General features: G+C 73.1%; 29 protein-coding genes. 18 read left to right on the top strand and 11 right to left on the bottom strand.

Going from position 1 to position 24,735, the window contains the following annotated elements; genetic code table 11:
- Positions 1-16 precede the first annotated feature (16 nt).
- The 3 genes from HNR14_RS12975 (at position 17) to HNR14_RS12985 (ending at position 2,419) form a co-directional block, all read left to right on the top strand.
- Positions 17-883: an SDR family NAD(P)-dependent oxidoreductase gene (locus tag HNR14_RS12975; protein WP_179701400.1), complete on the top strand. Its 867-nt coding sequence runs from the start codon at positions 17-19 to the stop codon at positions 881-883.
- Between the two features lie 65 nt (positions 884-948).
- Positions 949-1,806 carry an alpha/beta fold hydrolase gene (locus tag HNR14_RS12980; RefSeq protein ID WP_179701401.1) on the top strand — a complete coding sequence of 286 codons (858 nt, stop codon included), beginning with the start codon at positions 949-951 and terminating at the stop codon, positions 1,804-1,806.
- The gene (locus tag HNR14_RS12985; protein ID WP_179701402.1) at positions 1,799-2,419 is read left to right on the top strand and encodes a WHG domain-containing protein; all 621 of its coding nucleotides are present in this window, start codon (positions 1,799-1,801) and stop codon (positions 2,417-2,419) included. Before HNR14_RS12980 ends, HNR14_RS12985 begins: the two co-directional genes overlap by 8 nt.
- Here HNR14_RS12985 and HNR14_RS12990 read toward each other — a convergent pair.
- Both HNR14_RS12990 and HNR14_RS12995 read right to left on the bottom strand, forming a co-directional pair.
- Entirely contained in the window at positions 2,416-2,865 is a 450-nt protein-coding gene (locus HNR14_RS12990; protein WP_179701403.1) for a hypothetical protein, read from the bottom strand. The two genes, HNR14_RS12985 and HNR14_RS12990, sit on opposite strands and share 4 nt — an antisense overlap.
- A 167-nt stretch (positions 2,866-3,032) precedes the next feature.
- Positions 3,033-4,709 (bottom strand): DEAD/DEAH box helicase, encoded by a 1,677-nt coding sequence (locus tag HNR14_RS12995; RefSeq protein WP_179701404.1) that lies wholly within the window; start codon positions 4,707-4,709, stop codon positions 3,033-3,035.
- A gap of 258 nt (positions 4,710-4,967) precedes the next feature.
- Here HNR14_RS12995 and HNR14_RS13000 point away from each other — a divergent pair, with 258 nt between their 5' ends.
- Positions 4,968-7,187 carry an ATP-binding domain-containing protein gene (locus HNR14_RS13000; protein ID WP_179701405.1) on the top strand — a complete coding sequence of 740 codons (2,220 nt, stop codon included), beginning with the start codon at positions 4,968-4,970 and terminating at the stop codon, positions 7,185-7,187.
- 21 nt (positions 7,188-7,208) lie between these two features.
- Here HNR14_RS13000 and HNR14_RS13005 read toward each other — a convergent pair whose 3' ends face one another.
- Together HNR14_RS13005 and HNR14_RS13010 are read right to left on the bottom strand one after the other, a co-directional pair.
- Positions 7,209-7,904: a DUF1684 domain-containing protein gene (locus tag HNR14_RS13005; protein ID WP_179701406.1), complete on the bottom strand. Its 696-nt coding sequence runs from the start codon at positions 7,902-7,904 to the stop codon at positions 7,209-7,211.
- Positions 7,901-8,467 carry a hypothetical protein gene (locus tag HNR14_RS13010; RefSeq protein ID WP_179701407.1) on the bottom strand — a complete coding sequence of 189 codons (567 nt, stop codon included), beginning with the start codon at positions 8,465-8,467 and terminating at the stop codon, positions 7,901-7,903. Before HNR14_RS13010 ends, HNR14_RS13005 begins: the two co-directional genes overlap by 4 nt.
- 101 nt (positions 8,468-8,568) lie before the next feature.
- On the opposite strand from HNR14_RS13010, the gene HNR14_RS13015 reads away from it, so the two are divergent.
- From HNR14_RS13015 to HNR14_RS13040, 6 genes are all read left to right on the top strand, one after another.
- Complete coding sequence (locus HNR14_RS13015) at positions 8,569-9,066, top strand: EVE domain-containing protein (protein WP_021764023.1); 498 nt, start codon at positions 8,569-8,571, stop codon at positions 9,064-9,066.
- A complete protein-coding gene (locus HNR14_RS13020; RefSeq protein WP_179701408.1) occupies positions 9,063-9,674 on the top strand; it encodes a 2-phosphosulfolactate phosphatase in 612 nt (203 codons plus the stop codon). The genes HNR14_RS13015 and HNR14_RS13020 overlap by 4 nt, the downstream gene beginning before the upstream one ends.
- Positions 9,675-9,757: 83 nt before the next feature.
- Positions 9,758-10,060: a DUF427 domain-containing protein gene (locus tag HNR14_RS13025; RefSeq protein WP_021765634.1), complete on the top strand. Its 303-nt coding sequence runs from the start codon at positions 9,758-9,760 to the stop codon at positions 10,058-10,060.
- A gap of 27 nt (positions 10,061-10,087) precedes the next feature.
- Positions 10,088-11,269 carry a PQQ-dependent sugar dehydrogenase gene (locus HNR14_RS13030; RefSeq protein ID WP_179701409.1) on the top strand — a complete coding sequence of 394 codons (1,182 nt, stop codon included), beginning with the start codon at positions 10,088-10,090 and terminating at the stop codon, positions 11,267-11,269.
- A gap of 111 nt (positions 11,270-11,380) precedes the next feature.
- Positions 11,381-11,908 (top strand): tetratricopeptide repeat protein, encoded by a 528-nt coding sequence (locus HNR14_RS13035; protein WP_246311569.1) that lies wholly within the window; start codon positions 11,381-11,383, stop codon positions 11,906-11,908.
- Between the two features lie 114 nt (positions 11,909-12,022).
- Positions 12,023-12,544 (top strand): SprT-like domain-containing protein, encoded by a 522-nt coding sequence (locus tag HNR14_RS13040; protein ID WP_179701410.1) that lies wholly within the window; start codon positions 12,023-12,025, stop codon positions 12,542-12,544.
- A 12-nt stretch (positions 12,545-12,556) separates the two neighbouring features.
- Here HNR14_RS13040 and HNR14_RS13045 read toward each other — a convergent pair whose 3' ends face one another.
- A complete protein-coding gene (locus tag HNR14_RS13045) occupies positions 12,557-13,165 on the bottom strand; it encodes a GNAT family N-acetyltransferase (protein ID WP_179701411.1) in 609 nt (202 codons plus the stop codon).
- An 89-nt stretch (positions 13,166-13,254) separates the two neighbouring features.
- Here HNR14_RS13045 and HNR14_RS13050 point away from each other — a divergent pair, with 89 nt between their 5' ends.
- Genes HNR14_RS13050 through HNR14_RS13065 form a run of 4 tightly spaced genes read left to right on the top strand, consistent with a single transcriptional unit; the run spans position 13,255 to position 16,124 of the window.
- Positions 13,255-13,869 carry a CGNR zinc finger domain-containing protein gene (locus tag HNR14_RS13050; protein WP_246311570.1) on the top strand — a complete coding sequence of 205 codons (615 nt, stop codon included), beginning with the start codon at positions 13,255-13,257 and terminating at the stop codon, positions 13,867-13,869.
- Between the two features lie 4 nt (positions 13,870-13,873).
- On the top strand, positions 13,874-14,635 hold the full coding sequence (locus HNR14_RS13055) for a LamB/YcsF family protein (RefSeq protein ID WP_179701412.1): 762 nt from the start codon (positions 13,874-13,876) through the stop codon (positions 14,633-14,635).
- Complete coding sequence (gene pxpB, locus HNR14_RS13060; RefSeq protein ID WP_179701413.1) at positions 14,632-15,249, top strand: 5-oxoprolinase subunit PxpB; 618 nt, start codon at positions 14,632-14,634, stop codon at positions 15,247-15,249. Before HNR14_RS13055 ends, pxpB begins: the two co-directional genes overlap by 4 nt.
- On the top strand, positions 15,246-16,124 hold the full coding sequence (locus HNR14_RS13065) for a 5-oxoprolinase subunit C family protein (RefSeq protein WP_179701414.1): 879 nt from the start codon (positions 15,246-15,248) through the stop codon (positions 16,122-16,124). Before pxpB ends, HNR14_RS13065 begins: the two co-directional genes overlap by 4 nt.
- Before the next feature lie 23 nt (positions 16,125-16,147).
- Here HNR14_RS13065 and HNR14_RS13070 read toward each other — a convergent pair whose 3' ends face one another.
- The 6 genes from HNR14_RS13070 to HNR14_RS13095 form a co-directional block, all read right to left on the bottom strand.
- Positions 16,148-17,014: a spermidine synthase gene (locus tag HNR14_RS13070; protein ID WP_021763813.1), complete on the bottom strand. Its 867-nt coding sequence runs from the start codon at positions 17,012-17,014 to the stop codon at positions 16,148-16,150.
- 39 nt (positions 17,015-17,053) lie between these two features.
- Entirely contained in the window at positions 17,054-18,142 is a 1,089-nt protein-coding gene (locus HNR14_RS13075; protein WP_179701415.1) for a hypothetical protein, read from the bottom strand.
- Entirely contained in the window at positions 18,139-18,768 is a 630-nt protein-coding gene (locus HNR14_RS13080) for an ABC transporter ATP-binding protein (protein WP_179701416.1), read from the bottom strand. The genes HNR14_RS13075 and HNR14_RS13080 overlap by 4 nt, the downstream gene beginning before the upstream one ends.
- Positions 18,759-19,790 carry a peptidoglycan-binding domain-containing protein gene (locus HNR14_RS13085; protein WP_179701417.1) on the bottom strand — a complete coding sequence of 344 codons (1,032 nt, stop codon included), beginning with the start codon at positions 19,788-19,790 and terminating at the stop codon, positions 18,759-18,761. The genes HNR14_RS13080 and HNR14_RS13085 overlap by 10 nt, the downstream gene beginning before the upstream one ends.
- Positions 19,783-20,379: a hypothetical protein gene (locus HNR14_RS13090; RefSeq protein ID WP_179701418.1), complete on the bottom strand. Its 597-nt coding sequence runs from the start codon at positions 20,377-20,379 to the stop codon at positions 19,783-19,785. The genes HNR14_RS13085 and HNR14_RS13090 overlap by 8 nt, the downstream gene beginning before the upstream one ends.
- Before the next feature lie 63 nt (positions 20,380-20,442).
- Entirely contained in the window at positions 20,443-20,754 is a 312-nt protein-coding gene (locus tag HNR14_RS13095; protein ID WP_218875043.1) for a lactococcin 972 family bacteriocin, read from the bottom strand.
- A gap of 224 nt (positions 20,755-20,978) precedes the next feature.
- Here HNR14_RS13095 and HNR14_RS13100 point away from each other — a divergent pair, with 224 nt between their 5' ends.
- From HNR14_RS13100 to HNR14_RS13115, 4 genes are all read left to right on the top strand, one after another.
- A complete protein-coding gene (locus HNR14_RS13100; RefSeq protein WP_021765567.1) occupies positions 20,979-21,497 on the top strand; it encodes a hypothetical protein in 519 nt (172 codons plus the stop codon).
- A gap of 7 nt (positions 21,498-21,504) precedes the next feature.
- A complete protein-coding gene (locus HNR14_RS13105) occupies positions 21,505-22,650 on the top strand; it encodes a histidine kinase (RefSeq protein WP_179701419.1) in 1,146 nt (381 codons plus the stop codon).
- Positions 22,647-23,321 carry a response regulator transcription factor gene (locus HNR14_RS13110; protein WP_179701420.1) on the top strand — a complete coding sequence of 225 codons (675 nt, stop codon included), beginning with the start codon at positions 22,647-22,649 and terminating at the stop codon, positions 23,319-23,321. The genes HNR14_RS13105 and HNR14_RS13110 overlap by 4 nt, the downstream gene beginning before the upstream one ends.
- 66 nt (positions 23,322-23,387) lie before the next feature.
- Positions 23,388-24,416, top strand: coding sequence for an SDR family oxidoreductase (locus tag HNR14_RS13115; protein WP_179701421.1), 1,029 nt, complete (start codon positions 23,388-23,390; stop codon positions 24,414-24,416).
- Positions 24,417-24,735: the final 319 nt, after the last annotated feature.

The raw sequence follows: 24,735 nt of genomic DNA on the forward strand, positions 1-24,735 counted from the left end.
TGTTGTACTAACTCGCATGACTGAGTTCACCTGGTTCATCACTGGTTCGTCGCGCGGTTTCGGCCGCGCCCTCGCCGAGGCGGCCCTGCGCCACGGCGACCGCGTCGCCGCCACGGCACGCACCCCCGAGCAGCTCGCCGACCTGGTCGCGCAATACGGCGCGGACCGCGTCGTCGCCCTGCCGCTCGACGTCACCGATCCCCGCGCCGCCGCGTCCGCGCTCGCCGCCGCCCGCGACCATTTCGGCCGCATCGATGTGCTGGTCAACAACGCCGGCTACGCCAACGTCGCGCCGATCGAGACGGGCTCTCCCAGCGACTTCCGCACGCAGTTCGAGACCAACTTCTGGGGCGTGTACACCGTCTCGACCGCGGCCATCCCCCTCCTCCGCGAGCAGGGCGGCGGCCTCGTCGTGCAGTTCTCGTCGGTCGGCGGCCGGGTCGGCGGCTCGCCGGGCATCGGCTCCTACCAGGCGGCGAAGTTCGCCGTCGACGGCTTCAGCCGCGTGCTCGCGGCGGAGACGGCGCCGTTCGGCGTGCGGGTGATGGTCGTCGAGCCGAGCGGTTTCGCGACCGACTGGGCGGGTTCGTCCATGGGCGTCGACGACATCCCCGCCGAGTACGAGCAGACCGTGGGAGCGATGGGGGCGATGCGCGGCACGCGGGTCATGGCGGGCGACCCGGCGCGCGCGGCCGAGATCCTCGTGCGTGTCGCGCACGCGGACGAGCAGCCGTCGCATCTCCTGCTCGGCCGCACCGCCCAGGCCATGGCGATCGACTACTCCGAGCGGCAGCTGGAGGAGGCGCGCACCTGGAGCGCCGTCAGCATCTCCGCCGACAGCGGCGAGGAGTACCCCGTCGCGCTCCCGGTCGACGCGGACTGACACTCCGGCGAGGAGTGTGAGAAAAGTCCTTGCGCAAAGAAGCTAATGGTATTAGCTTTACGGCTATGAACACTTCCATCGCCTCGCAGGTCCACTTCCTGCAGCGCCCCGAGGGACGCATCAGCTACACCGTCGAGGGCTCCGGCCCGCTCGTGGTCGCCGTCCCGGGGATGGGCGACCTCCGCTCCAGCTATCGCGAGCTCGTCGGCCCCCTGGTCGACGCCGGGTACCGCGTGGCGGTCACCGACCTCCGCTCCCACGGCGACTCCGACACGGGCTTCACCACCTTCGGCGACATCGCCACGGGGGAAGACCTGATCGCGCTGATCGACGAGCTCGGCGGCCCGGCCGTCGTGCTCGGCAACTCCATGGGCGCGGCGGCAGCCGCCTGGGCCGCGGCCGAGCGACCGGACGCCATCGCCGGGCTGGCGCTCTACGGACCGCTGCTGCGGGATCCCGCTGCGAGCCGCGCGACGGCCGCCTTCCAGAAGGCGCTGTTCGGCGTGGTCCTCGCCCGCCCCTGGGGCGCCGCGTTCTGGGCGGGCTACTACAAGAAGCCGCTCAACAAGGGACACGCGGCACCGTGGCTCGACGAGCACGTCGCCGCCATCCGCGCGAATCTGCGCGAGCCCGGCCGGCTGCGCGACTTCCGGCGCCTGGCGCTTCAGCTGACGCACTCCGTCGTGGAGCCCCGGCTGCCCGAGGTGCAGGCGCCGATGATCGCGTTCGTCGGCGAGTTCGACCCCGACTTCCCCGACGCCGCGGCGGAGGCCGACTGGATCGAGTCGCTCGGCGCTCGCGTCGTCCGCGTCTCCGATGCCGCCCACTACCCGCACGCGCAGCGCCCGGACGTCACGGTCCCGGCGACGCTCGAATTCCTCCAGGAGCGCCGTGCGGCGGGATGGGCGGGCGCGCGTGCCTAGGGCGGGCCTCAGCCGGGCGGCGGTCACGGACGTCGCGCTCGAACTCGTCGATGAGGGCGGGGTGAGCGGCTTCGATCGCCTCACCCTCGCCGCCGTCGCAGCGCGCGCCGGCGTCGCCGTCCCGAGCCTCTACAAGCACGTCGCGTCGCTCGTGGATCTGCGCCGCCTGGTCGCCACGGAGGCCGTGGCCGAGCTCACCAGGGCTCTCGCGGCGGCGACCATCGGCCGGTCGGGGGAGGAGGCCGTGCGAGCGGCGGCGGTCGCCCTCCGCGGCTACGCGCACATGCATCCCGGGCGCTACGCGTCCACGCAGGTCGCTCCGCACCTGGCCGAGTCGGCCGACGCCGAGCTGGCGGCACGTGCAGGGGAGACCGTGCAGGTGCTGTCCGCCGCCCTCCGCGCCTTCGGGCTGCCGGACGACGCGAACGTCGACGCCATCCGCATCCTCCGCAGTTCGCTCCACGGCTTCATCAGCCTGGAGCTGGGTGGTGGCTTCGGCCTCCCGGACGACCTCGATCGCACCTTCGACCGCCTGGTCGCCGTGGTCATTGCGGGCCTGGAGGCGATGGCGGCGCAGGGCGCGGAAGAGATCCTGGAGTCTCGCCCCGCCTAGGGCCGCTCGCGGCTCGCGATGTCGTCGGAGAGCCGCTGCACCTCGGCGGGATCCGCGTCCCGGGCGAGGGCGACGTAGTGGTCCATGACCGCCGGCCGGTAGCGCACGGGCAGCGTCTGTCCGGGCGAGAGCCGCGTGAGCTCGGTGATGGTGAGGTCTTCGTCAGCGATACCGCGGAAAGAGATACCGTCGGCCGTCTCCACGTCGAGCATCAGGACCACACGTGGGCTGCCGTCGCTGCTGACCTCGCGCCAGTCGACGAGGACTCCGAGCGCAAGCGTCCCCGTGCGCAGTTCCGCCTTGCGCTTGCGGGCAGCACCGCTCAGGTACGGGTTCGGGACGACGCCCGGGAAGTCGGGCCCGACGCCCAGCGATTCCCGGCTGAGGTCGGGCCGGAGCTGCTCCACCAGATCGCTGAGACTGCGCTTCTTCTTCGAACCGAACATCCCGATCTCCCCCTCGCATCGGTGCCGGAGTCTGAGTCCGGCGCTTCGCATCACCGCGATCCTATGCGGTGGCCCGCGAAACGAGAGCGGGGCCGGGACGCGCCCCGGCCGTGATGACCGGATGGCGTGTCGCGACCCCGCTCTGCGTGGAGTGCCGGGTGCCGGGCTCAGCCGCGCGCGCGGCGCGAGCCGAGGCCGCGGCTGGTGCTGCCGTTGACCAGGTCGCCCATGCGGATCTGTCCGCCCGAGCGACGGTTGTCACCGCCGCGCGACGGCGACTGCTTCGCCGATGAGCGCTCGGTGCCGTGGCGACCGCCCTCGACCGCGTCGCGTCCGCGACCGCCGTGCGAGCCGCTGCCGGACTGGCCGCCGCGACCCTGACCGCCCTGACCGTTCTGGCCCTGGCCGCCCTGGCCGCGGCGACGCCCCTGGCCGCTCTGCTGCTGACCATCGCGCTGCTGACCGTCGCGCTGGCCCGCGCCCGCGCCGTCACCGGCCGAGCCGTTCCCGCGTCCGCGGCGACGGCGTCCGCCGCCTGCCGACTCGCCGGCGGGGGCCTGCGTGCGGCGCTGGCCGCCCGACTTCTGCGCGCCGGAGCGTCCGCCGCCGGCCTGTGCGCCGCCCTGGCGTCCGCCGCCCGATGCCGCGGGGGCGTCGGCGGGGGCGATGCGCTCGGCCCGCTCGCCGACGAGCTCGGTGACGGCCGGGGAGTCGGCGGTGACCTTCTGCGGGGTCACGGTGATAGCGGCGTTGCGCAGGAGGACCTTCACGTCGCCGGCCTGCTCGGTGAGCATGACGGTGACCACGTCGCCCGCGCTGCCCGCACGCGCGGTGCGGCCGGAGCGGTGGAGGTACGCCTTGTGCTCCGCCGGCGGATCCACGTGCACGACGAGCTCGACGTCGTCCACGTGCACGCCGCGCGCGGCGACGTCCGTGGCGACGAGCACGCGCACCTCGCCCGAGCCGAACGCGGCCAGGTTGCGGTCGCGGGCGGGCTGGGAGAGGTTGCCGTGCAGGTCGACCGCGGGCACGCCCGACGAGGTGAGCTGCTTGGCGAGGCGCTTGGCCTGGTGCTTGGTGCGGGTGAAGAGGATGCGGCGGCCGCGCCCCGAGGCGAGGGCCGTCACGAGGTCCTTCTTGGCGTCGGCGTCCCGCACCTCGAAGACGTGGTGGGTCATCGCCGCGACGTGGCTGGTGGCCTCGTCGACGGAGTGCATCGCCTCGTTCTGCAGGAACCGCTTCACGAGCTTGTCCACGCCGTTGTCGAGCGTGGCGGAGAACAGCATGCGCTGGCCGCCCGTGGGGGTCTTGTCCATGATGCGCGTGACGACAGGCAGGAAGCCGAGGTCGGCCATGTGGTCGGCCTCGTCGAGCACGGTGATCTCGATCCGGTCGAGCGAGATCTCGCCCTGCTTCATCAGGTCGTCGAGGCGGCCGGGGCAGGCGACGACGATGTCGACGCCGGCACGGAGGGCCGCGACCTGACGGCTCTGCGAGACGCCGCCGAAGATCGTGGTGATGGCGAGGCCGGCCGAGTCGGCGAGCGGCTTCAGGGTCGCGGCGATCTGCGTGGCGAGCTCCCGGGTCGGGGCGAGCACGAGGCCGCGCGGGCGGCTGCTGCGGCCGCGGCTCGGCGCGCCGTCGGAGAGACGGGCGACGAGGGGGAGGCTGAAGGCGATGGTCTTGCCGGAGCCGGTCTTGCCGCGTCCGAGGACGTCGCGGCCCGACAGGGTGTCGGGGAGGGTATCGGCTTGGATGGGGAACGCCTCGGTCTTGCCGTCGGCCGCGAGAACGGCGACGAGGGGAGCGGGCACGCCGAGATCGGCGAAGGTCGTGGTGGTCACTGGTGCCTTTCGGGCATAAGGCCCCGGCGCGGGTTTTTCGGACGCACGGGACGTACTGGCGAAGGTGCGGGATGCACGTTTCGTTCGCCGTGAGAAAGTGGCGCAGGCGGGGCGGTGCCCGTCGCTTGCGCGGTGCGTTCTACGACGCAGGAGCCGTCGGATGGCCCGCAGTGACACCATCCTACCGTGTCTGGCTGGGAGCGCAGTCCCGGGTGGAGGTCGTAGACTTTCGGCCCGGAATCGAGAGGCGGTCATCGGGTGCACGAATCGGAGCTCGATCGCGAACGCGCGGTCGTCGAGGGCCTGTACGAGCGTCTGGACGCCCTGCGCGCCGAAACGGCCGAACGCCTGACCCGGGTACGCCGCGAATCGGTGGGCGGAAACCACCAGGCCCGCAGCGAGCGGGACGCGTTCGCCCGGCTCTATGAGGATCAACTCATCCAGCTGCGCGACGTGGATGCCCGCCTCGTGTTCGGCCGTCTCCTGCTGGAGGAGTCCGCTGACGGCTCCGCCCACCGGTACATCGGACGCATCGGTCTGCGCGACGACGAACAGCGCTCGCTGCTGGTCGACTGGCGTGCGCAGCAGGCCGGCGCGTTCTATCAGGCGACGGCGAACGAGCGGATGGGCGTGCGCGCCCGCCGTCACCTGACCATGACCGGCCGGGAGGTCGTCCGGATCGACGACGAGGTCTTCGACGGGGCCCTGCTCTCCGGCGACCGGGCCGCGGGCGAGAGCGTGCAGGGCGAGGGCGCGCTCCTCGCCGCGCTCAGTGCGCAGCGCACTGGCCGCATGGGTGACATCGTCGCGACCATCCAGGCCGAGCAGGACCGCATCATCCGCTCCGACCTTCGTGGCGCGCTCGTCGTGCAGGGCGGCCCCGGCACCGGCAAGACCGCCGTCGCGCTGCACCGCGCCGCGTACCTGCTCTACGCGAACCGGCAGCGGCTGGGTTCGTCCGGTGTGCTGGTGGTGGGCCCGTCGACCGCGTTCCTGCGCTATATCGAGGCCGTGCTGCCCTCGCTCGGCGAGACCGGCGTCGTGCTGCAGACGCTCGGCGAGCTGTTCCCGGGGGTGGAGGCGACGACCGACGACGAGGCCGAGGCCGCGCGCCTGAAGGGTTCGGCGCAGATGGCGCGGCTGCTCTCGCGGGCCGTGCGTTCGCGGCAGAAGGCGCCGGATGCGCCGCAGACCGTGGTCGTCGACAACGAGCGTCTCGTGGTGCAGCCCGACCTGGTCCAGCGCGCCATCGCCAAGGCCCAGCGCTCCGGCAAGCCGCACAACGTCGCGCGCGTCACGTTCGTCAAGCACGCCCTCGCCGAGCTGACGGATCAGCTCGCCGCCCAGCTGCGGGCCTCCGGCTCCACGTTGGACGACGCGGATCTGAAGGTGCTGCGGGAGGACCTGCGCACCTCCTACGACATCCGCGTCCTGCTCAACACGGCCTGGCTGCCGCTCACCCCGCAGAAGCTCCTGCAGGACCTGTACGCGCGTCCCGCCTGGCTCGCCGAGCTGACCCCGCGCTGGACCGACGAGCAGCGCGCCGCCCTGGCGCGCGACCGCTCGGCGCCGTTCACCGTCTCGGACGTGCCCCTGCTCGACGAGGCGGCCGAACTGCTCGGCGACTTCCCGGGCCGGCCCGATCCCGCCGCCCGCGAGCGCGACCGGCAGCGCAAGCGCGATCTCGAGAACGCCAAGGCCGCCATCCGAAACATGGGGGTGGAGGGCCTGGTCAGCGCCGAGCAGCTGGCAGACGGCTTCGCCGAGCAGGAGGACCGCGGCACCACGGCCGAGCGCGCCTCCGCCGACCGGTCGTGGACCTACGGGCACGTGGTGGTCGACGAGGCCCAGGAGCTCTCGCCGATGCAGTGGCGCGTGCTCGTCCGCCGGTGCCCGATGCGGTCGTTCACCATCGTCGGCGACATCGCGCAGGTGTCGTCGCCGGCCGGCGCGACCAGCTGGGCCGCCGCGCTGCAGCCGTATTTCAAGGACTCCTGGCGGCTCGAGGAGCTCACGGTCAACTACCGCACGCCCGCCCAGATCGCCCAGGAGGCGGAGCGCATGGCGCAGAGCGCGGGCCTCCCGATCACCCCGACGCGCTCCGTGCGCGAGGGCGACTGGCCCATCCGCCGCGTGAGCGCGGACGGCGCCACCCTGCCGGACGCGGTGGTGGCGGCGGTCGAGCACGATCGGGGCATCGACACCCAGGGCACGCTCGCGGTGATCGCTCCGGTGCGGGAAGTGGAGGCGGTCGCTGCGGCGATCACGGCGCGCTACGGCGAGCACGCGGGCCGTGGCGCCGCGGGTTTGAACCGCCCGATCGCGGTGCTCAGCGGCTACGAGGCCAAGGGGCTCGAGTTCGACGCCGTCGTGCTCGCCGATCCCGGTGCGCTCGCCGCGGAGACCGCCCGTGGGGCGGCGACCCTGTACGTCGCGATGACCCGGCCGACCCAGCGCCTGACGCTCGTCGCGCGCTGACGGGGACCGGCCGGGGCTGAGCTACGCGTACGTCCCGGAGTACCGCTCGCCGACCGGCACCTCGGTCGCGAGCGTGTTGCCCGCCTGCGCGAGCGGGCAGGCCCAGGCCGGGTCGTACGCGCACGACGGGTTGTACGCGAAGTTGAAGTCGAGCACGATGGTGGCCTCGTCGCCGTCCGCGTCGAGCCCCAGGTCGGCGCCCTTGATCGTGTCGATGAGGTAGCGGCCGCCCCCGTAGGTGCCCCCGGGACGCCCGGCGAGCGCATCCTTCACCGGCACGAAGATCCCGCCGCCGTACGACGAGAGGCGCCAGACGTCGAGCGTGCCGGCGAGCGGGATGCGCACCGTGCCGAGCAGTTCGAACGGCACGACGCCGTCGGTGCCGGTCTCGACATCCATCCGCCGCGGCTCGGCGGGCGCGTGGATCGGCAGCTCGAACCGCCACTCCGGGTCGTAGGCCGCGACCGGCAGCCCGGTGAAGCGGGCGCGGTCCTCCTCGAGCAGCGGGGAGGCGGGATGCGAGGAGAACAGGTCGTCGCGGCACGAGATCCAGTGGGCGTGCGCCGCGACCGGGTCCGTGCCGGCCAGCCGGCGGACCGAGGCGTACAGCGCGAAGACGCGACGTCGCCAGTCGGCGGTCTGCACGGCGGTGACCGCGCGGGAGACGGCGGGTGCCTCGCCGGCTCCGGTGGCCGGGTCGTCTTCGACGGTGCTCATGCTGACTCCTCCGTTCGACCGGGCTCGTCCGGTTCTTCCGTCACGCTAGCGGCTGGCGGGTCGTAGGCCCAGGTGGGAGCGAGGCGGCGCAGACGGTGCCCGCGCCACTGCCAGAATGCCCACAGCGTGTACCAGGCAATGGGCGTGAGCGCGCCGGCCCGCACGATCAGCTGGTCACGGTAAAGCGTGCGCAGGCGCCCGTCCGCGTCCGGCCCGGCCGGGTCGGGGGCGATCGCCATGCGGTGGTCCAGGTGCGGGATCGCGGAGAGCACTCCGCCCGTGCCGCCTCCGCTGTCGCGCAGGATGCGGGTGGCGTGCTCGGCCGCCCCGGCCGGTCGCAGCGTGTCGAGCCGGATGGCCTGCGTCCCGACGGTGAACGCGCCGAGCGCCCGCACCCGCACCCGGTGCTCGCCATCGCCCCACACCGTCGGGAACGAGGAGTCGCCGTCGGGCCGGAAGTCGAGCCACGGCAGCGCCACCTCCCGGAACGCGGTCGGGCTCTGCAGGGCGCGCCAGGCGGCGTCGGGATCGCAGTCGAGGAGGAACTTGAGCAGCACGCGCATCCTCCCAGTGTCGTCCCGTGCGGAGCCGGCCGGGCAGGTTCCCGGCGCATTCCCGACTCCGCCTGGCGCACGGTGTCGGTGGGATGCGCTAGAACGGGAGCATGGCGATCCGCTACTGGCTGGGCGTGGTGCAGCGCGACCACGTGCTCCGTGGCGTCGCGGGCGGCTTCGCGCAGGTCAACCACGGCGCGCGCGGTCCGCTCGAGTGGATGGGCCCGGCCGACGGGTTCGTCTACTACTCGCCGAAGACCACCTACCCCGACGGCGACCCGCTCAAGGAGTTCACCGCCGTCGGCCGCGTCGCCGACGGGGAGGCGTTCCAGGTCACGCAGGGGGAGTCGATGCGCGGTCCGGCCGGCGACTTCCGCCCGTGGCGGCGGCGGATCGAGTGGGACCACGACGCCATCCCCACCCCGATCCGGCCCCTGCTCCCGTCGCTCGACTTCACGCGCGACAACCGCGACTGGGGCTACCAGCTGCGCCGCGGGGTGATCGAGATCAGCCGGCACGACTTCGAGCTGATCCGCCGCCAGATGCGGCCGTCACCCGGCGAAACACGGCCATCGCGGCCGGCGCCCCGCATTACGATGGCCCGGTGACCGAGCCGACCACCCTCCCGACCACGACCGCCTCCGACACTCCCGACGCCCCCGCCGCACACCGCCAGGCCAAGTACCAGGTGCGCTTCGACTGGGCCGCCGACGGCGCACGGGCGGTCGCCGGCGACGCGGACATCGTGATCTGGGTCGACACGCTCGGCGACGGCGCGATCGCCGCTGCGGCACCCGACCTCGCGGCCATCCCCGGCATGGGCGCCGTCGTGGCCGCCGGTCTCACCAATCCCGCGGCCGTCGCGTCCTGGGTGCTCGCGGAGCAGGTGCGCCTCGGCCGTCGCGCGATGGTCGCGGTCGTCGCGGCCGGCGGCTCGACCGCGAGCGGATCGACGCGATTCGCCGTCGAGGACCTCCTCGCCGCCGGCGCCGTGATCGACGCGCTCGCCGCTCTCGGCATCGACTACAGCTCCCCGGAGGCGGCCGCCGCGTGCGCCGCCTTCACGGGCCTGCGCGGAGCCGTCGCGCACCTCCTCACCGCCTCCGTCTCGGGCCAGGAGCTCGTGGCGGCCGGCGTCGCCCCGGCCGAGATCGCCCCCGCCGGACGGCTCGGCACGGTCGACGCGGTCGAGGTGCTGCGCGCCCCCGCCGACTGACAGGCGACCTCGCGGCGGAGGGGAGTACCCTCCCGGAATGATCGGTCCGCACGACGCGTTCCGCTCTGCGAGGAGGTTGCATCATGAAAGCAGTCCTGAACGACACTGTCATCGCCGAGGCTCCCGAGGAGGAGCTGATCCGCATCGAGGGCAACTGGTACTTCCCGCCCGCGAGCGTGAACACGGAGTACCTGGTCGAGAGCGCCACTCCGTACACCTGTCCCTGGAAGGGCGAGTGCCAGTACTTCTCCGTGAAGGACGGCGGCGCGCTCCTGCAGGACCGCGCGTGGTCGTACCCCACGCCGTACCCGACCGCGTTCGACCGCGTGGGCAAGGACTTCAGCGACTACGTGGCCTTCTGGAAGGAAGTCCAGGTCGTCGAGTGATCTGACCCGCGACGGGACGCGATCGGCATGAGCGGATCTCGGGCAGCGCGAGCGGCGGGCGTCGCGGCGGTCGCCGCGACCGTCCTCGCGGTGCTGGCCGCCTGCGCGCCACCGGCTCCGTCGCCGACCGCGTCCCGCACGGCCACCTCCACTCCGCAGCCGCGCCCGACGGGCACGTCCTCGGCGGTGGCGGCCGTGCCGTTGCAGCCCGCGGGGGATGCGACGGTGCTGGAGACCGGGCTCGACGCGCCCTGGTCGATCGTCCCCCTCCCGAGCGGATCGGCGCTGATCAGCGAGCGCGACTCCGGGCTGATCCGCGAACGGCTGCCGCAGGGCGGCCTGCACGATGCGGGCACCGTCCCCGGCGTCGTGCACGCGGGGGAGGGCGGACTGCTCGGCCTCGCCGTCCCCGCCGGGTCCGAGCCGGCCCAGCTCTACGCCTACGAGACGACCGCGGACGACAACCGGGTCGTCCGCCTCCCGCTCACCGGCGTGCCCGGCAGCTACGCGATCGGCGCCCCCGAGACGGTGATCGCCGGCCTCCCGAAAGGCTCGAACCACAACGGCGGCCGCATCGCCTTCGGGCCGGACGGGATGCTCTACGTCACGGTCGGCGACGCCGGCGACACGGATCGCGCCCAGGACCTCTCGTCCCTCGGCGGCAAGATCCTGCGTGTGACGCCCGACGGCCAGGTGCCCGCCGACAACCCGTTCCCGGGCTCGCCGGTGTGGAGCTACGGGCACCGCAACCCGCAGGGCATCGGCTGGGACTCGCGCGGCACGATGTGGGCGAGCGAGTTCGGGCAGGACACCTGGGACGAGCTGAACATCATCCGTCCCGGCGCGGACTACGGCTGGCCGGTCGTCGAGGGCATCGCCGGCGATCCGAAGTACACCGACCCCGTGCAGCAGTGGCGCACGTCCGAGGCGAGCCCGAGCGGGCTGGCCGTGGTCGGCGACACGATCTTCATCGCCGCCCTCCGCGGCGAGCGGCTCTGGACCGTGTGGTCCACCGCAGGCGGCGCGCCGGTGACGGCGGAGGCGTTCTTCGACGGCACGTACGGCCGGCTCCGCGACGTCGTCTCGCGCGGTGACCGCCTCTGGGTGCTGACGAACAACACCGACGGGCGCGGCGATCCCCGATCCGGGGACGATCGGCTACTGGAGGTCGCGCTCGCGCCTGCTGATCCCGCACGGCTCCCGGGCTGAACCGGACCGTCGGAGGGCCGCGGGCGGCGCCGCGACAGGTAGTCTGGATCCCGAACCGCACGATTCGGGAGCAGAACCCTGAACATCATCCTCGGATACGATCCGTCCACCTTGCGCGAGCGCGTCGACCTTCGCGCTGCCGGCGCCCGGTTGGACGAACTCGGCAACCTGCGCAGCATGAGCGCGCTCAACGAGAAGACCGTGCTGCTGCGTCTCCTCGGCCGGCTCGACGAGGCGCTCACGATCGGCACCGAGGCCGTGCGTCAGGCCCGTTTCACCGGCGACCGCGAACAGCTGATCGGTGCCCGCATCCGCCGCGCCCAGGTGCTGCAGTACCTCGGCAAGTACGACGAGGCCGTCGTCGAGCTGAGCGACTGCGTCACCGAGACCCGGGGCCGCGAGTGGACCGCGCTGGAGGCGTTCGCCATCCAGAGCCGCGGCAAGGTCTACTTCGATATGAAGGACTACGACAACGCCCTCTCCGACATGACCGCCGCGGTGTTCCTGCGGGAGAAGCTCGGTGCGTCACCCGCGGAGATCGAGGGCGCCCTCCTCGCCGTCGCCGTCGTGCAGTCCCTGTCGGAGGCGCAGCGCGATCAGCCGACGCGCGACGAGCAGGGTCACGACGAGCAGGGATGACCCTCGCGCCGACACCTGGAAGGCTCGCCCGGGCCCGCGTAGGATTCCGGGCATGACCGGACGCGCCGCCCACTCCACCGCCGGGGGAGTCGCCCTCGGAGGAGTCGCGCGCTGATGGCGGAACTGGACCGCGTACGCCGGTGGGCAGACGCCCTCATCGCGCTGCACCTCGACCCGGCCGTGTGGAGCTTCGGCTTCGACAACGCGAAGACCCGTGCCGGGCTGTGCAACTACACGACCAAGACGATCACGGTCTCGCGCTACCTGGCGACGCGGTACGACGACGACGAGATCCACCAGGTGCTCCTGCACGAAGTGGCGCACGCGCTCGCCGGGTCGCGCGCCGGGCACGGCCCGCGCTGGCGTGCCATCGCACTGGACCTCGGCTACGAGGGCAAGCGGCTGCACGGCGGCGCCATCGCCGACGAGCTGGCGCCGTGGGTCGGCACCTGCCCGAACGGGCACACGCACTACCGCTACCGCAAGCCCGCTCGGGCGCTGGCGTGCGGGGCGTGCAGCCGCCGGTTCGACGCGGCGAACCTCATCTCGTGGCAGCACCGGGAGGTCACGCCCGCTCAGCGACGCACGGCGGCAGCCAGCGCGGCCGAGGAGTCGTCCACCCGCGCGCTGCGATAGCGCCGGGGCGGCTCAGGCCGTCTGGGCGGCCAACCGCTCGTCGAGGCCCGCGCGCACGGCCGGCCACTCTTCGCTGAGGACGGAGTACACGGCGGTATCGCGCCAGCTGCCGTCGGCGCGGGGCTGGGTGTGCCGCAGGACGCCCTCGAACTGCGCGCCGAGGCGCAGGATGGCCGCCCGGGAGCGCTCGTTGAGCACGTCCGCCTGCAGCTTCACCCGCTCGAGCCCGTGGTCGAAGGCGGCGCCGAGGAGCAGGCGCTTGGCCTCCACGTTGACTCGCGTGCCCCAGACCTCCGGCGCGTAGGCGGTCCAGCCGATGTGGGCGGAGCCGTTCGCCAGGTCGAAATCGCCCAGGGTGGTGGTCCCGACGATCCGGTCGCCGTCGCGCAGGGTCACGGCGTAGACGTTGCCCGCGTCCCACGCGAGGTACTCGAGCATGAACGCGCGCCACTCCTCGTAGGTGTCGCGATACGCGGCGGGGCCGCCTCCCCAGCCGCCGGCGAAGACCTCGGGGTGCCCGATGGCGTCGAAGAGGTCGGGCAGGTCGTCGAGCGTGAGCGCGCGGAGGCGCACGGTGGTCCCCTCGAGCACGGCGGCGGGATCGGGGCGGCGAGCGGTCATCCGGCCAGTATTGCAGGCACCGCGTGCGATAGGGTTTCGGAGGTCTCGCGCCGACGGGAGCCGACGAGCTAACCGACTATATTGGTTACATGGCCACCGACTCGATCCTCCCCCGCGGCACCGGACAGTGGATGGAGGACGCCGAGGGTCCGCGCTGGTGGTTCGACTCCGGCTCCCTCGCCCTCGACTTCGCCTACAGCGGCGGCCTCGACCGCCCCGAGGAGTCCCAGCCCGTCGCCGACGCCGCCGCTCTGAACGACTGGCTGGTCGAACGCTTCCCGGATGTCGCTCCCACCGCCGGCGAGCGCGAGTTCCGAGACGCGACCGGTCTGCGCTCCGCCATCGGCCGCCTCGCCCGTCAGGCCAGCCGCGGCGAGACCCTCGCGCCCGACGACGTGGACGTCGTCAACCTCTTCGCCGCGACTCCCGACATCCCGCCGGTGCTTCCGGGCGGTGGCCGCCAGGCGGGCCGCACCAACGCGCGCCCGCACCAGGCGCTCGGCACGATCGCCCGCGACGCCGTCCGCCTGTTCGGACCGGAGGCCGACGGCCGCATCCGAGAGTGCTCGGCCGACGACTGCGACCTCGTGTACCTGGACACCTCTCGCAGCGGCAACCGGCGCTGGTGCTCGATGCAGCGGTGCGGCAACCGGGCCAAGGTGCGTGCGCATCGCGCGCGTGCGGGAGCGCGCACGCCACAATAGGGGGATGGCACGCTCCGTCGACCTCAACAGCGACCTCGGCGAGTCGTTCGGCGCCTGGACGATGGGCGATGACGACGCTCTGCTGTCCGTCGTGACCAGCGCGAACGTCGCCTGCGGCTTCCATGCCGGCGACCCTGCGACGATGCTCGCGACCTGCCGCACGGCCGCCGAACGCGGCGTCGCCGTCGGGGCGCATGTCTCCTATCGCGACCTGGCCGGGTTCGGGCGGCGGTCGATGGAGGTCCCGGCCGACGAACTCCGGGCCGAGACGCTCTATCAGCTGGCCGCCCTCGAGGGCATCGCCCGCGTCGCGGGCACCCGCGTCTCCTACGTCAAGCCGCACGGCGCCCTCTACAACCGCATCGTCCGCGACACCGTGCAGGCCCGGGCGGTGGCCGAGGCGGTCGCCGCGTTCGACGCGTCGCTCGCGCTGCTCGGCCTCGCCGGGTCGGAGATCGAGCGCGAAGCCGGTGCGGCCGGACTGCGGTTCGTGCGGGAGGCCTTCGTCGACCGCGCCTACCGCGCCGACGGGACGCTCGTCCCGCGCAGCGAGCCCGGGGCCGTGCTGCACGGCGATGACGACATCGCCGAGCGTGCGCTCCGCCTCGTCACCGAGGGCCGGGTGGTCGCGGACGACGGCTCGGACATCCGGGTCGAGGTCGACTCCCTCTGCGTGCACGGGGATTCGCCCGATGCCGTGGTCATGGCGCGGGCGGTGCGCCGGCGCCTGGATGCGGCCGGGATCGCGGTGGAGGCGTTCGCGTGAGCCTGCGCATCCTCCCCTCCGGCGACCACGCGCTGCTGGCCGAGCTCGACGGGCTCGACGAGGTGCTGGCCCTCTATCGCGCGCTCGACGCCGAGCGTCCCGCCGGCGTCGTCGACCTCGTCCCCGCGGCGCGCACCATCGGCGTCGTCGTCGATCCCGGCGTCCTCCCGCTCAGTGTCGCGCAGGCGTGGGTCGAGCGCACCCGGCCGGTCGTGGCGACGCCGCGCGACGAGCACGCCGTCGAGATCCTCGTGCACTACGACGGGCAGGATCTCGCCGCGGTCGCCGGGCTCCTGGGCATCGGCGCGCGCGAGGTGGTCGACCTCCACACGTCCTCCTCGTGGCGCGTCGCGTTCGGCGGGTTCGCCCCCGGCTTCGGCTACCTGGTCACCGACCACGACCGGTTGCGGGTACCGCGCCGGGCGACGCCGCGCACCGCCGTCCCCGCAGGGTCGGTCGGCCTCGCGGGCGAGTTCAGCGGGGTGTATCCGCGCTCGAGCCCGGGAGGCTGGCAGCTGATCGGCACGACCGATGCGGTGTTGTGGGATGCCGCCGCCGACCCGCCCGCGCTGCTGCGACCGGGCGCGCTCGTGCGGTTCCGGGAGGCGACATGAGCCTCCACGTGCTCGACCCCGGCGCGCTCGCGCTCGTCGAGGATCTCGGCCGCCCGGGATGGGCGGCGCTCGGCGTCAGCCCGTCGGGAGCGCTCGACCGGGCGGCACTGCAGCTCGGCAACCGCCTCCTCGGCAACGACAAGGGGTGCGCCGGGCTGGAGTTGCTGCTCGGCGCGTTCGCCGCGCGCTTCGAGAGCGCGGCCTGGTTCGCGCTGACCGGCGCCGACGGTCCGGCCGACCTCGACGGAGATCCGGTCGACACGCATCGGGCGGTGCGTGCATCGAGCGGAGCCGTCCTCCGCGTCGGGCGCCCCGCGCACGGGATGCGCTGCTACCTGACGGTGCGCGGCGGCCTCGCCGTGCCGGCGGTGCTCGGCTCGCGTTCGCGCGACGTGCTCTCCGGTCTCGGACCGGAGCCGCTCCGCACTGGGGATGACCTCCCGGTCGGGGACGCGGCCGGCCCCGTGCCTCCCGTCGACTTCGTGCCGGTGTCCGCGCCCACCCTCGGCCCCGTCGAGTTGCGCGCCCACCGCGGGCCCCGCGCCGACTGGTTCACCGACGCCGCGGTCGAGGCCTTCCACGACACGGAGTGGACCGTCAGCGCCGAGAGCAACCGGGTCGGCGTGCGCCTGGATCCGCCGGCCGGAGGACGCCATGCGGCACCGCTGCTGGAGCGCCGCGTCACCGCGGAGCTGCCGAGCGAGCCGATGGTGGCCGGCTCCGTGCAGGTCTCGCCGGACGGGCGCCCGACCGTGCTGCTCGCCGACCATCCCGTGACCGGCGGCTACCCCGTCATCGCGGTCGTCGCCGAGGCGTCGCTCGACCTCCTGGCCCAGGCGCGGCCCGGCCAGCCTGTGACCTTCCGCCGCGCGTAGGCGACCGGCTCGGCTCGGGAGGGTCAGTCGCGGCGGTTGCCCGTCTGGAAGATGCTCCGCGCGGGGGGAGGCGACGGCACGCTGGTCGCGTCCGTCACGATCGGCGCGCTCGCCGCGAACGCGCGCAGCTCGCTGCCCGCGACCGCCTTCGCCGGGTGCGGTCCGCTCGCGAGCAGGCGCGGCAGCCACTCCATCGGCAGCGCGGTGTTCGACCCGACCAGCACGACGTTCCCGAAGCGCCGGCCCTTCAGCACCTGTGTCTCCGCCAGTGCGGCGACATGCTCCACTGCCGCTCCGAGCGTCGCGACCTGGCTGCGCGCGAACGCGAGGGGCGGCCCATCGGCGACGTTCACCAGCACGATTCCGCCCGGCTTCAGCAGTGCGACCGCCGACCGGTAGAACTCGATGCTCGTCACGTGCGCGGGGGTCCGCGCGCCGCTGAAGATGTCGATGACCAGCAGGTCCACTTCTCCGCGCAGTCCGGCCGGGAGCTTGCCGACCACCTCGCGGGCGTCGCCGTGCCGGATGCGGATCTGCGCGTAGCGGGGGAGCGGCAGTTCCTCGCGCACCAGCTCCACCAGCTTGCTCTCCAGCTCCACCACCTGCTGGCGGGACCCCGGCCGCGTGTAGGCGACGTACCGCGGCAGGGTGAGCGCACCCGCTCCCAGGTGCACAGCCGTGATGGGCTCGCCGGGCTCGCCGATCAGGTCGATCACGTTGCCCATCCGCTGCACGTACTCGAAGAACAGCTGCGACGGATCGTCGAGGTTCACGTGCGACTGCGGCGTCCCGTCCACCACGAGCTGATAGGCGCCGGGCACGAACCGGTCCGGCTCCACGCTGGCGGTGAAGCCGCTCTCCGACAGGACGACCGACGGGTTCTCTGGCACGCGCTCCAGCGTAGTCGGGGTCCCGGTGCCCGATGCTGCCTAGCGGGCCTTGAAGTAGCGGAAGAGGTGCCGCTCGTGGGTCGTGGCCACGCCGGCGCACGTGCCGGCGAACGCACCGGCGGCCCCGGCCACGAAGACTCCCCAGCCGAGGGCGTAGCTCTCGGCCGATCCGCCGAGGGCGTAGCTCTCGGCCGATCCGCCGAGAGCGTGCGCGGCGATCACCGTTCCAGGGACGACGACGGCACCGCACAGCGCGACCCACCCGCAGGGCTCGAGCACCGAGATCGCGAGCAGGGCGCGGCGGGAGACCCCGGCGTGGAGGGCGGACGCGAGCTGGAGTCTCCGCAGACGGACGCCCAGGAGGCCGAGCGCCAGCCCGCCCGCGGCAGCGGCGCCGGCGGCGAAGCGCGTCGGCCGCGTCGCGAAGGCAGCGGCACCGTCGAAGCTCCGCCCGAGAGTCGAGTTGAGCTGGGCGATCTCCGGCTTCGCTCGATCCTCGGTCGCCGGCCGGGTCGTCGTGAGGAGGGCGGCGGCGATCCCGTCGTCCCGGGGCCACGCGTCGACCCAGCATTCGTCGAAGGAGGCGCTGTCGGCGGTGGGCGCGATCGCGGCGTAGGACAGTCCGCGCCGGCGCCCGTCGTCCGGATAGTCGTAGGTGCCCGCCACGGGCGTCGTGCCGGACGCCGTCTCGATCTCGTCCGCCGCGTCGATCCCGAACGCGTCCGCCGCCTCGGGTCCCAGGAGGACGCCGGAGGAGCGTGGCGCCTCCCGCACGATCTCGAGGAAGCCCGCCGTGGATTCGCTCACGGGTATCGGAGCCGTGGGAAGGACCGTGCCGGTGATGCGGTCGGATGTCGCCCGGATCGCTCCAGCAGCACGCACCCCGGGGAGGTCGGCGAGGCGGTCGCATCGGCGGCCGTCCACGAGCCCTTCGGCGATCAGGATGGTGACCGACGCCCCCTTCGAGCGGTAGTCGGCGGCTTGACGGAGCAGGTGGGCGACGGCGCCGATGTCCGCGGCGGCGAGCAGCATCACCAGCACACCCAGCGACAGCGCGAGCGTCAGCGACCTCGCGCTGCCGCTGACGGTGTTGCGCCACGCTTCACGGACGACGGCGCGCGGCTTCACCTCTCCACCTCGCCGCGGGACGGGCCGCCGGGAGCACCGAGGACGATGTGGCGGGTGCAGGCGTCGCGCGTTCGCGGGTCGTGGGTGGCGACGACGGCGATCGTCCCGTCGGCGGCGAGGCTGCTCAGTACTGCATTCACGGTCTCCGCTGTCGCCGGGTCGAGCTGGGCGGTCGGCTCGTCGATGAGGAGCAGACGGGGGCGTGTGGCCAGACCCCTCGCGAGCATGAGCCGTTGGGCCTCCCCACCGGAGAGATCGCAGAACGACCGATCGGCGAGGTGGGCGAGACCGACGCGCACGAGCATCCGCTCGGCTTCCGCATCCGCGTCCCGCGGCGATCGACCGCGCGCGGCGATCGGGAGGGCGACGTGGTCCCGCGCGCTTCGGAGGGGCGACCCGTGGGGGGTCTGGAACACCCACGCGACACGACCTCCCTCCGAATGCGAGACGGTGCCTTCGGCAGGCTCGAGCCAGCCGGCGAGCAGCGAGAGGAAGGTGCTCTTGCCCGAGCCGGAGGGGCCGGTCAGCGAGTAGACCTCGCCCCCGTCCAGTCCGAGTGTGATGTTGCGGAAAAGCCAATCGCCTCCGGCGAACCGGTGTCCGACATTCGAGAGCTCTACCCGCATGCGGTTCGGGGTGGTCTCACGTCCACGGCCTCCGGTGGCGGACCGTCCGCGAAGGTGACCATCGTCTGGCCGAGCTGTGAGCCGTGGATGCGCACACGACGGGTGGTCCCGTCCGTCGTGACGCAGCCCTCCTCGCCCGAGACGCCGTAGACCGCGCTCGGCGGTACGACGGCGACCGCGAGGGGAGCCGAGAGGACGAGGTGGGCGTCGATCGGCTGTGGTGCGGTCGCTCCCTCGGTCCTTCCGGCTGCCGTGCGTCCGAGCGCGACGAGGATCGCAGGATCGTGCACGGTCCCCTCCTCGTCGACCGGGATGCGGTCGGGGCCGACCACGAGGACCCGCTCACCGGGCACGAGGTTCGTGGGGAGGTCGAGCACCGATGCCGAGGGAGGGACCCCGGTGAAGGTCGCGAGGGGCATCCCCGGTTGGACGTCCTGGCCGGCCGCTGCCGTGCAGTCCGCGATCGAGGCGTGTGCGCTCGGCAGCCAGATCAGCGAGTCCAGCCGGATCATCGAGCGGTCGGGCACGCCGCCCACGTTCTCGAGTGCGTCCGCGAATGCGGCGATTGTTCGCGGGCCGACGACTCCATCGCTCGCGACGGAGAACCCGAGCCGGTCGAGCTCGTCTTGAAGGGCGCGCACGTCGGCTCCGCGCGTGCGCGGCGCGAGGTCGCGCCACGGGGGCGTCGCCGTGGCGAGCGCCAGGCGGGGGCCGTCGTCGATGGCGAGAGGGGAGGTGCCGGAGGCGACCTCCGCTCCCTCCGCGCAGTCGAATGCCGTGATCCGTCCCGTGGCGGGAGCGCTCAGGGCGTACTCTGTCGAGCTCCGGACCGCGAGCGTCACGGCCCGACCGTCGTCGAATTCCGCGTGCCCCACCGGGATCGATCGGATGGGCGTGGCCGTGCGCAGATCGCTCGGCGCCGGCGCGAGTGCGGCCGCCGCGACCGCGGCCCCGCCGCACGCGGCGACGGCCAGCCCAGCCGCCGCCCAGGAGAGCAGCGCGCCCCGCGTGATGCTAACCACCGAGGCGACCCATCGGGTCGGAGTTGCAGGAGTCGAAGGTCGCCCTCGCGTCGCCATCCTCGGCGAACGAGAAGTCACCGGCCGCGTAGTCCTTCACCGTGTAGCTCTTCTCGACCAGGCCCTCGCGCTTGAGGCACTCGACGATGTGCGGGACGACGTCCTCGTTGGCGGGGTTCACCCTCATCTGCGTGTAGAAGTACCCGATCGGATACTCGCCCGAGCTGGCCGAGCACTCCCGATCCTTCTGATGAGCGATGTCGGCGGTGACGGGTGGTGCGAAGGTGTACTCGCTCCCTGCCGGGCCGTACGTCACCATGGTGACCCCCGCCGATGCCAGGCAATCGACGTAGCGCGTCTTCATCTCCTCGTACTCCCGGTCGGACACCACACCGTCCTCCAGGGTATTTCGCACCTCCGGCGACGTCGCTTTGTCGTACTCGCGCTCGATCTCTGCGGCCCACGGCCCGCTGGCGCGGAATCCGGACGCCCGCTGCGGCGGAGCGTCCTGAGCCGCGGAGCACGCCATCAGAGCAAGGCAGGCCATGAGTGTCGTCTCGACCTCGACCGCGCGAGTTGCACGTGATGACATTCGATCCTCCTTCTCGGGAGTGCGGTAGCGCCGCGACTGGCTCGCGGCGCTACCGCAGCCTTCTCAGCGGACGTCGTAGTACGAGGTGTTTCCCCACGTGCCGGCTACGCGCCACGGGGCATTCGCCCAGTAGCCCCCGTTGATCCAGCCGGTTGCGTTGCATCCGCCGGTGTTGCAGGCGGATGCCTTGTGACTGCGGGACCCGTGGAAGTAGTCCGAGTACACGAAGTCCGTGCCACCCCCGCCCCACTTGACTCCGTAGTTCCACACCCCGCCCTCCGGGTAGGAGGTCGTCGCGCTCGCGGCCGTCGATCCGACTGCCGCGAACACCGCCGCCAAGCTGATTCCGATGGCGACCTTGATTCGTTTCTTCACGATTACCCCTCTCGTGATTCCTGCAGGCCTCGTTGCCTGCTCTTTCAATATGCAGAAGTCCGCATGCGAAGTCCAGGATCGGGAAGGTTAAATACCAGCATGCTCTGGAGTGCCCTCCACCCTCGCGATCTCCACCCGCTCTCCACCCCAGGGCGGTGCCGCCGCGGGCAGCGCGACGGCACGCTGGAGGGGTAGGTCGGAGGCTCCGGCCGGGAAGGCTCGTCATGACGGTTCAGACGCTCGGGAACGCGGTGCTCATCCTGCTGCTCATCGGATGGGTGGGATACAAGCAGCTCGTCTGGCGGCCCGTCGTCGTGGCGCGCATGTGGCGGGGGCCCGGCATCCTCGCTGTCGTCGGCGCCGTGCTGCTCGTGCAGCAGGTGAAGCCCACGGAGCTGAGCGCGCTGGACCTGGCCATCGTCGTCGGCGAGCTCCTGCTGTCGCTGGGCGTCGGCGCGTGGATGGGTGCGATCGCGCACTTCCGTCCGCTCGCGCAGCCGATGGCGACGGGCAAGGACGGCCGCGACATCGCCGAATACGAGTCGCGGACCGGTGTGCTGGGCCTCCTGCTGTGGGTGGCGGTCATCGCGGTCCGCGTCGGGGTGGACGTCGTGGCGGCGCAGGCGGGCTCGCACCTCGCCGCCGCGACCGGGATGATCCTGCTGGTCTTCGCGGCGAACCGCGCCGCACGGACCGCGGTCTTCGCGGCGCGTCTCGATCGGCACCGGGCGCTCGCAGCATGATGGTGCTGTGACCTCTTCGACCTGGCCCGGCTGGCTGGCGCTCACGCTCAACGTCGTGGGCGCCGGCTTCGTGGCGTACTCGATCGCCGGACCGCACGCGGGTGAGCAGCCGACGTGGGCGCTCGTGGTCGGCCTCCTCGCGGTCGCCGCCTGGGTGGCGCGAAGCGTGTGCGCCGTGCTGGAGGCCCGCCGGACTGCCCTGGTGCTCGCTCTGGTCTCCGCGGCGGCAGGTGCGATCGTGACGCCGGCCACCGACGGGATCGCCGTCGTGCCGGTGATCGTGGCGATCCTGGCGCTCGTCGGCGACCTCCGCCGCCCGCTCCTGCTCGGGATCGCCGTTGCCGCCGGCAGCGTGGTGCTGGTCGTCGCGGGGGCGCTCCCCTTCGACACCCCCGTGGCCGCCCTCCTCGGCGAGCTGGCCGGCGTGCTGCTGGCCGTGTTCGCCGGGCTCAGCCGCCGCCAGTTCCGCCGCTCGGAGGAGCAGGCCTCGCTGCTCCGCGAACGGGACGCCACGATGCGGGAGGAGGCGGCCAGGATCACCCTCGCCCGCGACCTCCACGACGTGCTCGCGCACAGCCTCGGCGGCCTGGTCGTCCAGCTCGACGCCGTGGACGCACTATTGGAGGCGGGTGAGGTCGACCGGGCGCGCCACCGGGTCGTCGACGCCCGCGGCCTCGCCGCCGACGGCCTCGCCGACGCACGACGCGCGGTCGCGGCGTTGCGGGATCCCGACTCCGTCGTCGCCGCCCCTGTCGAACCAGAGGCGTTCGCCGTCGCGCTGGACGACCTGATCGGCGCACACCGCGCCCTCGGCGGCGCGGCCGAGCTGACCGTCGCGGGCGCACCGAGAACGCTCTCCGCCGCGCAGGCCGCCGCGCTCCGCCGTGCCCTGCAGGAGGCGCTGAGCAACGCCCGCAAACACGCGCCCGGCCAGCCGGTGCGCGCCGACCTTGCCTGGCAGGATGACCGGGTGACCCTCCGCATCTCCAACCCGCTCCCGGCCGCGTCCGGAGGCGCCCTCGCCCGCAGCGGCGGCGGCCACGGCCTCGAGGGGATGCGCGAGCGCTTCGCCGCCCTCCCGCTCGGTGGAGCGGCCATCGCCGGCTCTGACGGCGAGCGGTTCGTCGTGACGGCCGAGGCGAGGCTCGCATGAGCGACCCGCAGCGCTCGATCCGGGTGATCGTCGCGGACGACCAGGCGATCATCCGCGACGGCCTCGTCACCGTGCTCGGGCTGCTGCCCGACATCGAGGTGGTGGGGGAGGCCGCGGACGGCGAGCAGGCGGTCGCGCTCGCCGTGGCGCAGCGCCCGGACGTCGCCCTGATGGATCTGCGGATGCCCGGCGTGGACGGCGTCGCGGCCACCGAGCGCATCGCCCGGGACGCTCCGGGCACCGCCGTGCTCGTGCTCACGACCTACGCCGACGACGAGTCCATCCTCTCCGCGCTCCGTGCGGGCGCGCGCGGCTACCTGACGAAGGACGCAGGCCGGGCCGAGCTCGCCGCCGCTGTCCGCGCCGTCGCGAGCGGGCAGTCCACCTTCGCGCCGGAGGTCGGCGCGCGCATCGTCAGCTCCCTCATCTCCGCGCCGCCCGCCGCTCCTGCTCCCGCCGTCTCGCCCGCGGCCGCTCTCGTCGCCCGCTTCCCCGCCCTCACCCCGCGGGAGGCGGAGGTCCTCGCGCTCGTCGGCGACGGCCGGAGCAACCCCGAGATCGCGGCGGCCCTTTTCGTCAGCGTGGCGACCGTGAAGACGCACATCAACGCGATCTTCGCGAAGCTCGCGGTCCGCGACCGCGCCCAGGCGATCGCCCTCGTCCGCTCCTGACGCTCCCGCTCCTGACGCTGCCGCCCGCGACTACCGCACGCCGCGGCGGGGGAGGAGGATGGGCACATGGCGGACCGGGTGCTGGTGACGGGCGGGTCGGGCTTCGTCGGCGCCCACTGCACGGCGACGCTGCTCGAAGCCGGGTACGACGTCCGCGCCACCGTGCGGTCCCCGGCACGCGCCGCCGACGTGCGCGCGCAGCTCGCCGTCGCGGGCATCGACGAGCCGGACGAGCGCCTGACCTTCGCGATCGCGGACCTGACCGCCGACACCGGCTGGGACGAGGCGGTCGAGGGATGCCGGTACGTGCTCCACGTCGCCTCCCCGTTCCCCACGCGCCAGCCCAAGGATCCGGACGAGCTGATCGTCCCCGCCCGCGACGGCGCCCTCCGCGTGCTTCGCGCCGCACGGGACGCCGGCGTGGAGCGGGTCGTGCAGACGTCCTCGTTCGCGGCGATCGGCTACGGCCACCCGCCGACGGAGCGCGCCTTCACCGAGCAGGACTGGACCGAGCTCGACAGCGGACGGCCGGTCAGCCCCTACGCGCGGTCGAAGACGATCGCCGAGCGCGCGGCCTGGACCTTCGTGGAACGGGAGGGCGGGGCGCTGCAGCTGGCGACGGTCAATCCCGTGGGGATCCTCGGCCCGGTGCTCGGGCCCGACGTCTCCAGCTCGATCGAGCTGATCCGGCTGGTGCGCGACGGCCGCCTCCCGCGCCTCCCGGACGTCTGGTTCGGGATCGTCGACGTGCGCGACGTCGCGGCCCTCCACGTGCTCGCCATGACGAGGCCCGAGGCGGCCGGGCAGCGCTTCCTCGCCATCGCGGGGGAGGTGATGAGCGCCCCGCAGGTCGCGCGGTTCATCCGGGGCCGCCTCGGGGAGGACGCCGGCCGGCGCGTCCCGACCAAGGTCATGCCCGAGTGGATGCTGCGCGTCGCCGCGCCGCTCAGCCGGACCGTCCGCGACGCCCTGCCCGACATCGGGGTGCGGCGCCGCGCGACCTCCGAAAAGGCGCGGACCCTGCTCGGCTGGGAGCCCCGATCGCGCGAAACGGCGCTCGCCGCGACGGTCGACACCCTCCCGGCGCGGCGCTGAGAAGCCCGGGATTCCGCGGATCCCGGCGGAATAGGAACGGTCCGCGCGGGGTTATACAGCACACTCCCACTCCCGGTCAAGAAAAGACTGGACACGGCGCGCCCTTTTGACATATAGTTGTTCTTTGCGCTCCCAGTCAGATCTTTCGCCTTCATATTGCGGTCGGCTTCGTCTTTCCCCGCGCGCGTCTGGGCCCCTTCATCCGGGTCAGATACGGCGTCCGCGACTGCTGGGAGTGGTTGTTCATTCAACACTCGTCCTCACACCGACATCATCACTGACCGACAGTAACGGGCCCGGCGGGGTCCACGGAGGTTAT

The sequence above is a fragment of the Leifsonia naganoensis genome, assembly GCF_013410615.1.
Taxonomy (GTDB): domain Bacteria; phylum Actinomycetota; class Actinomycetes; order Actinomycetales; family Microbacteriaceae; genus Leifsonia; species Leifsonia aquatica.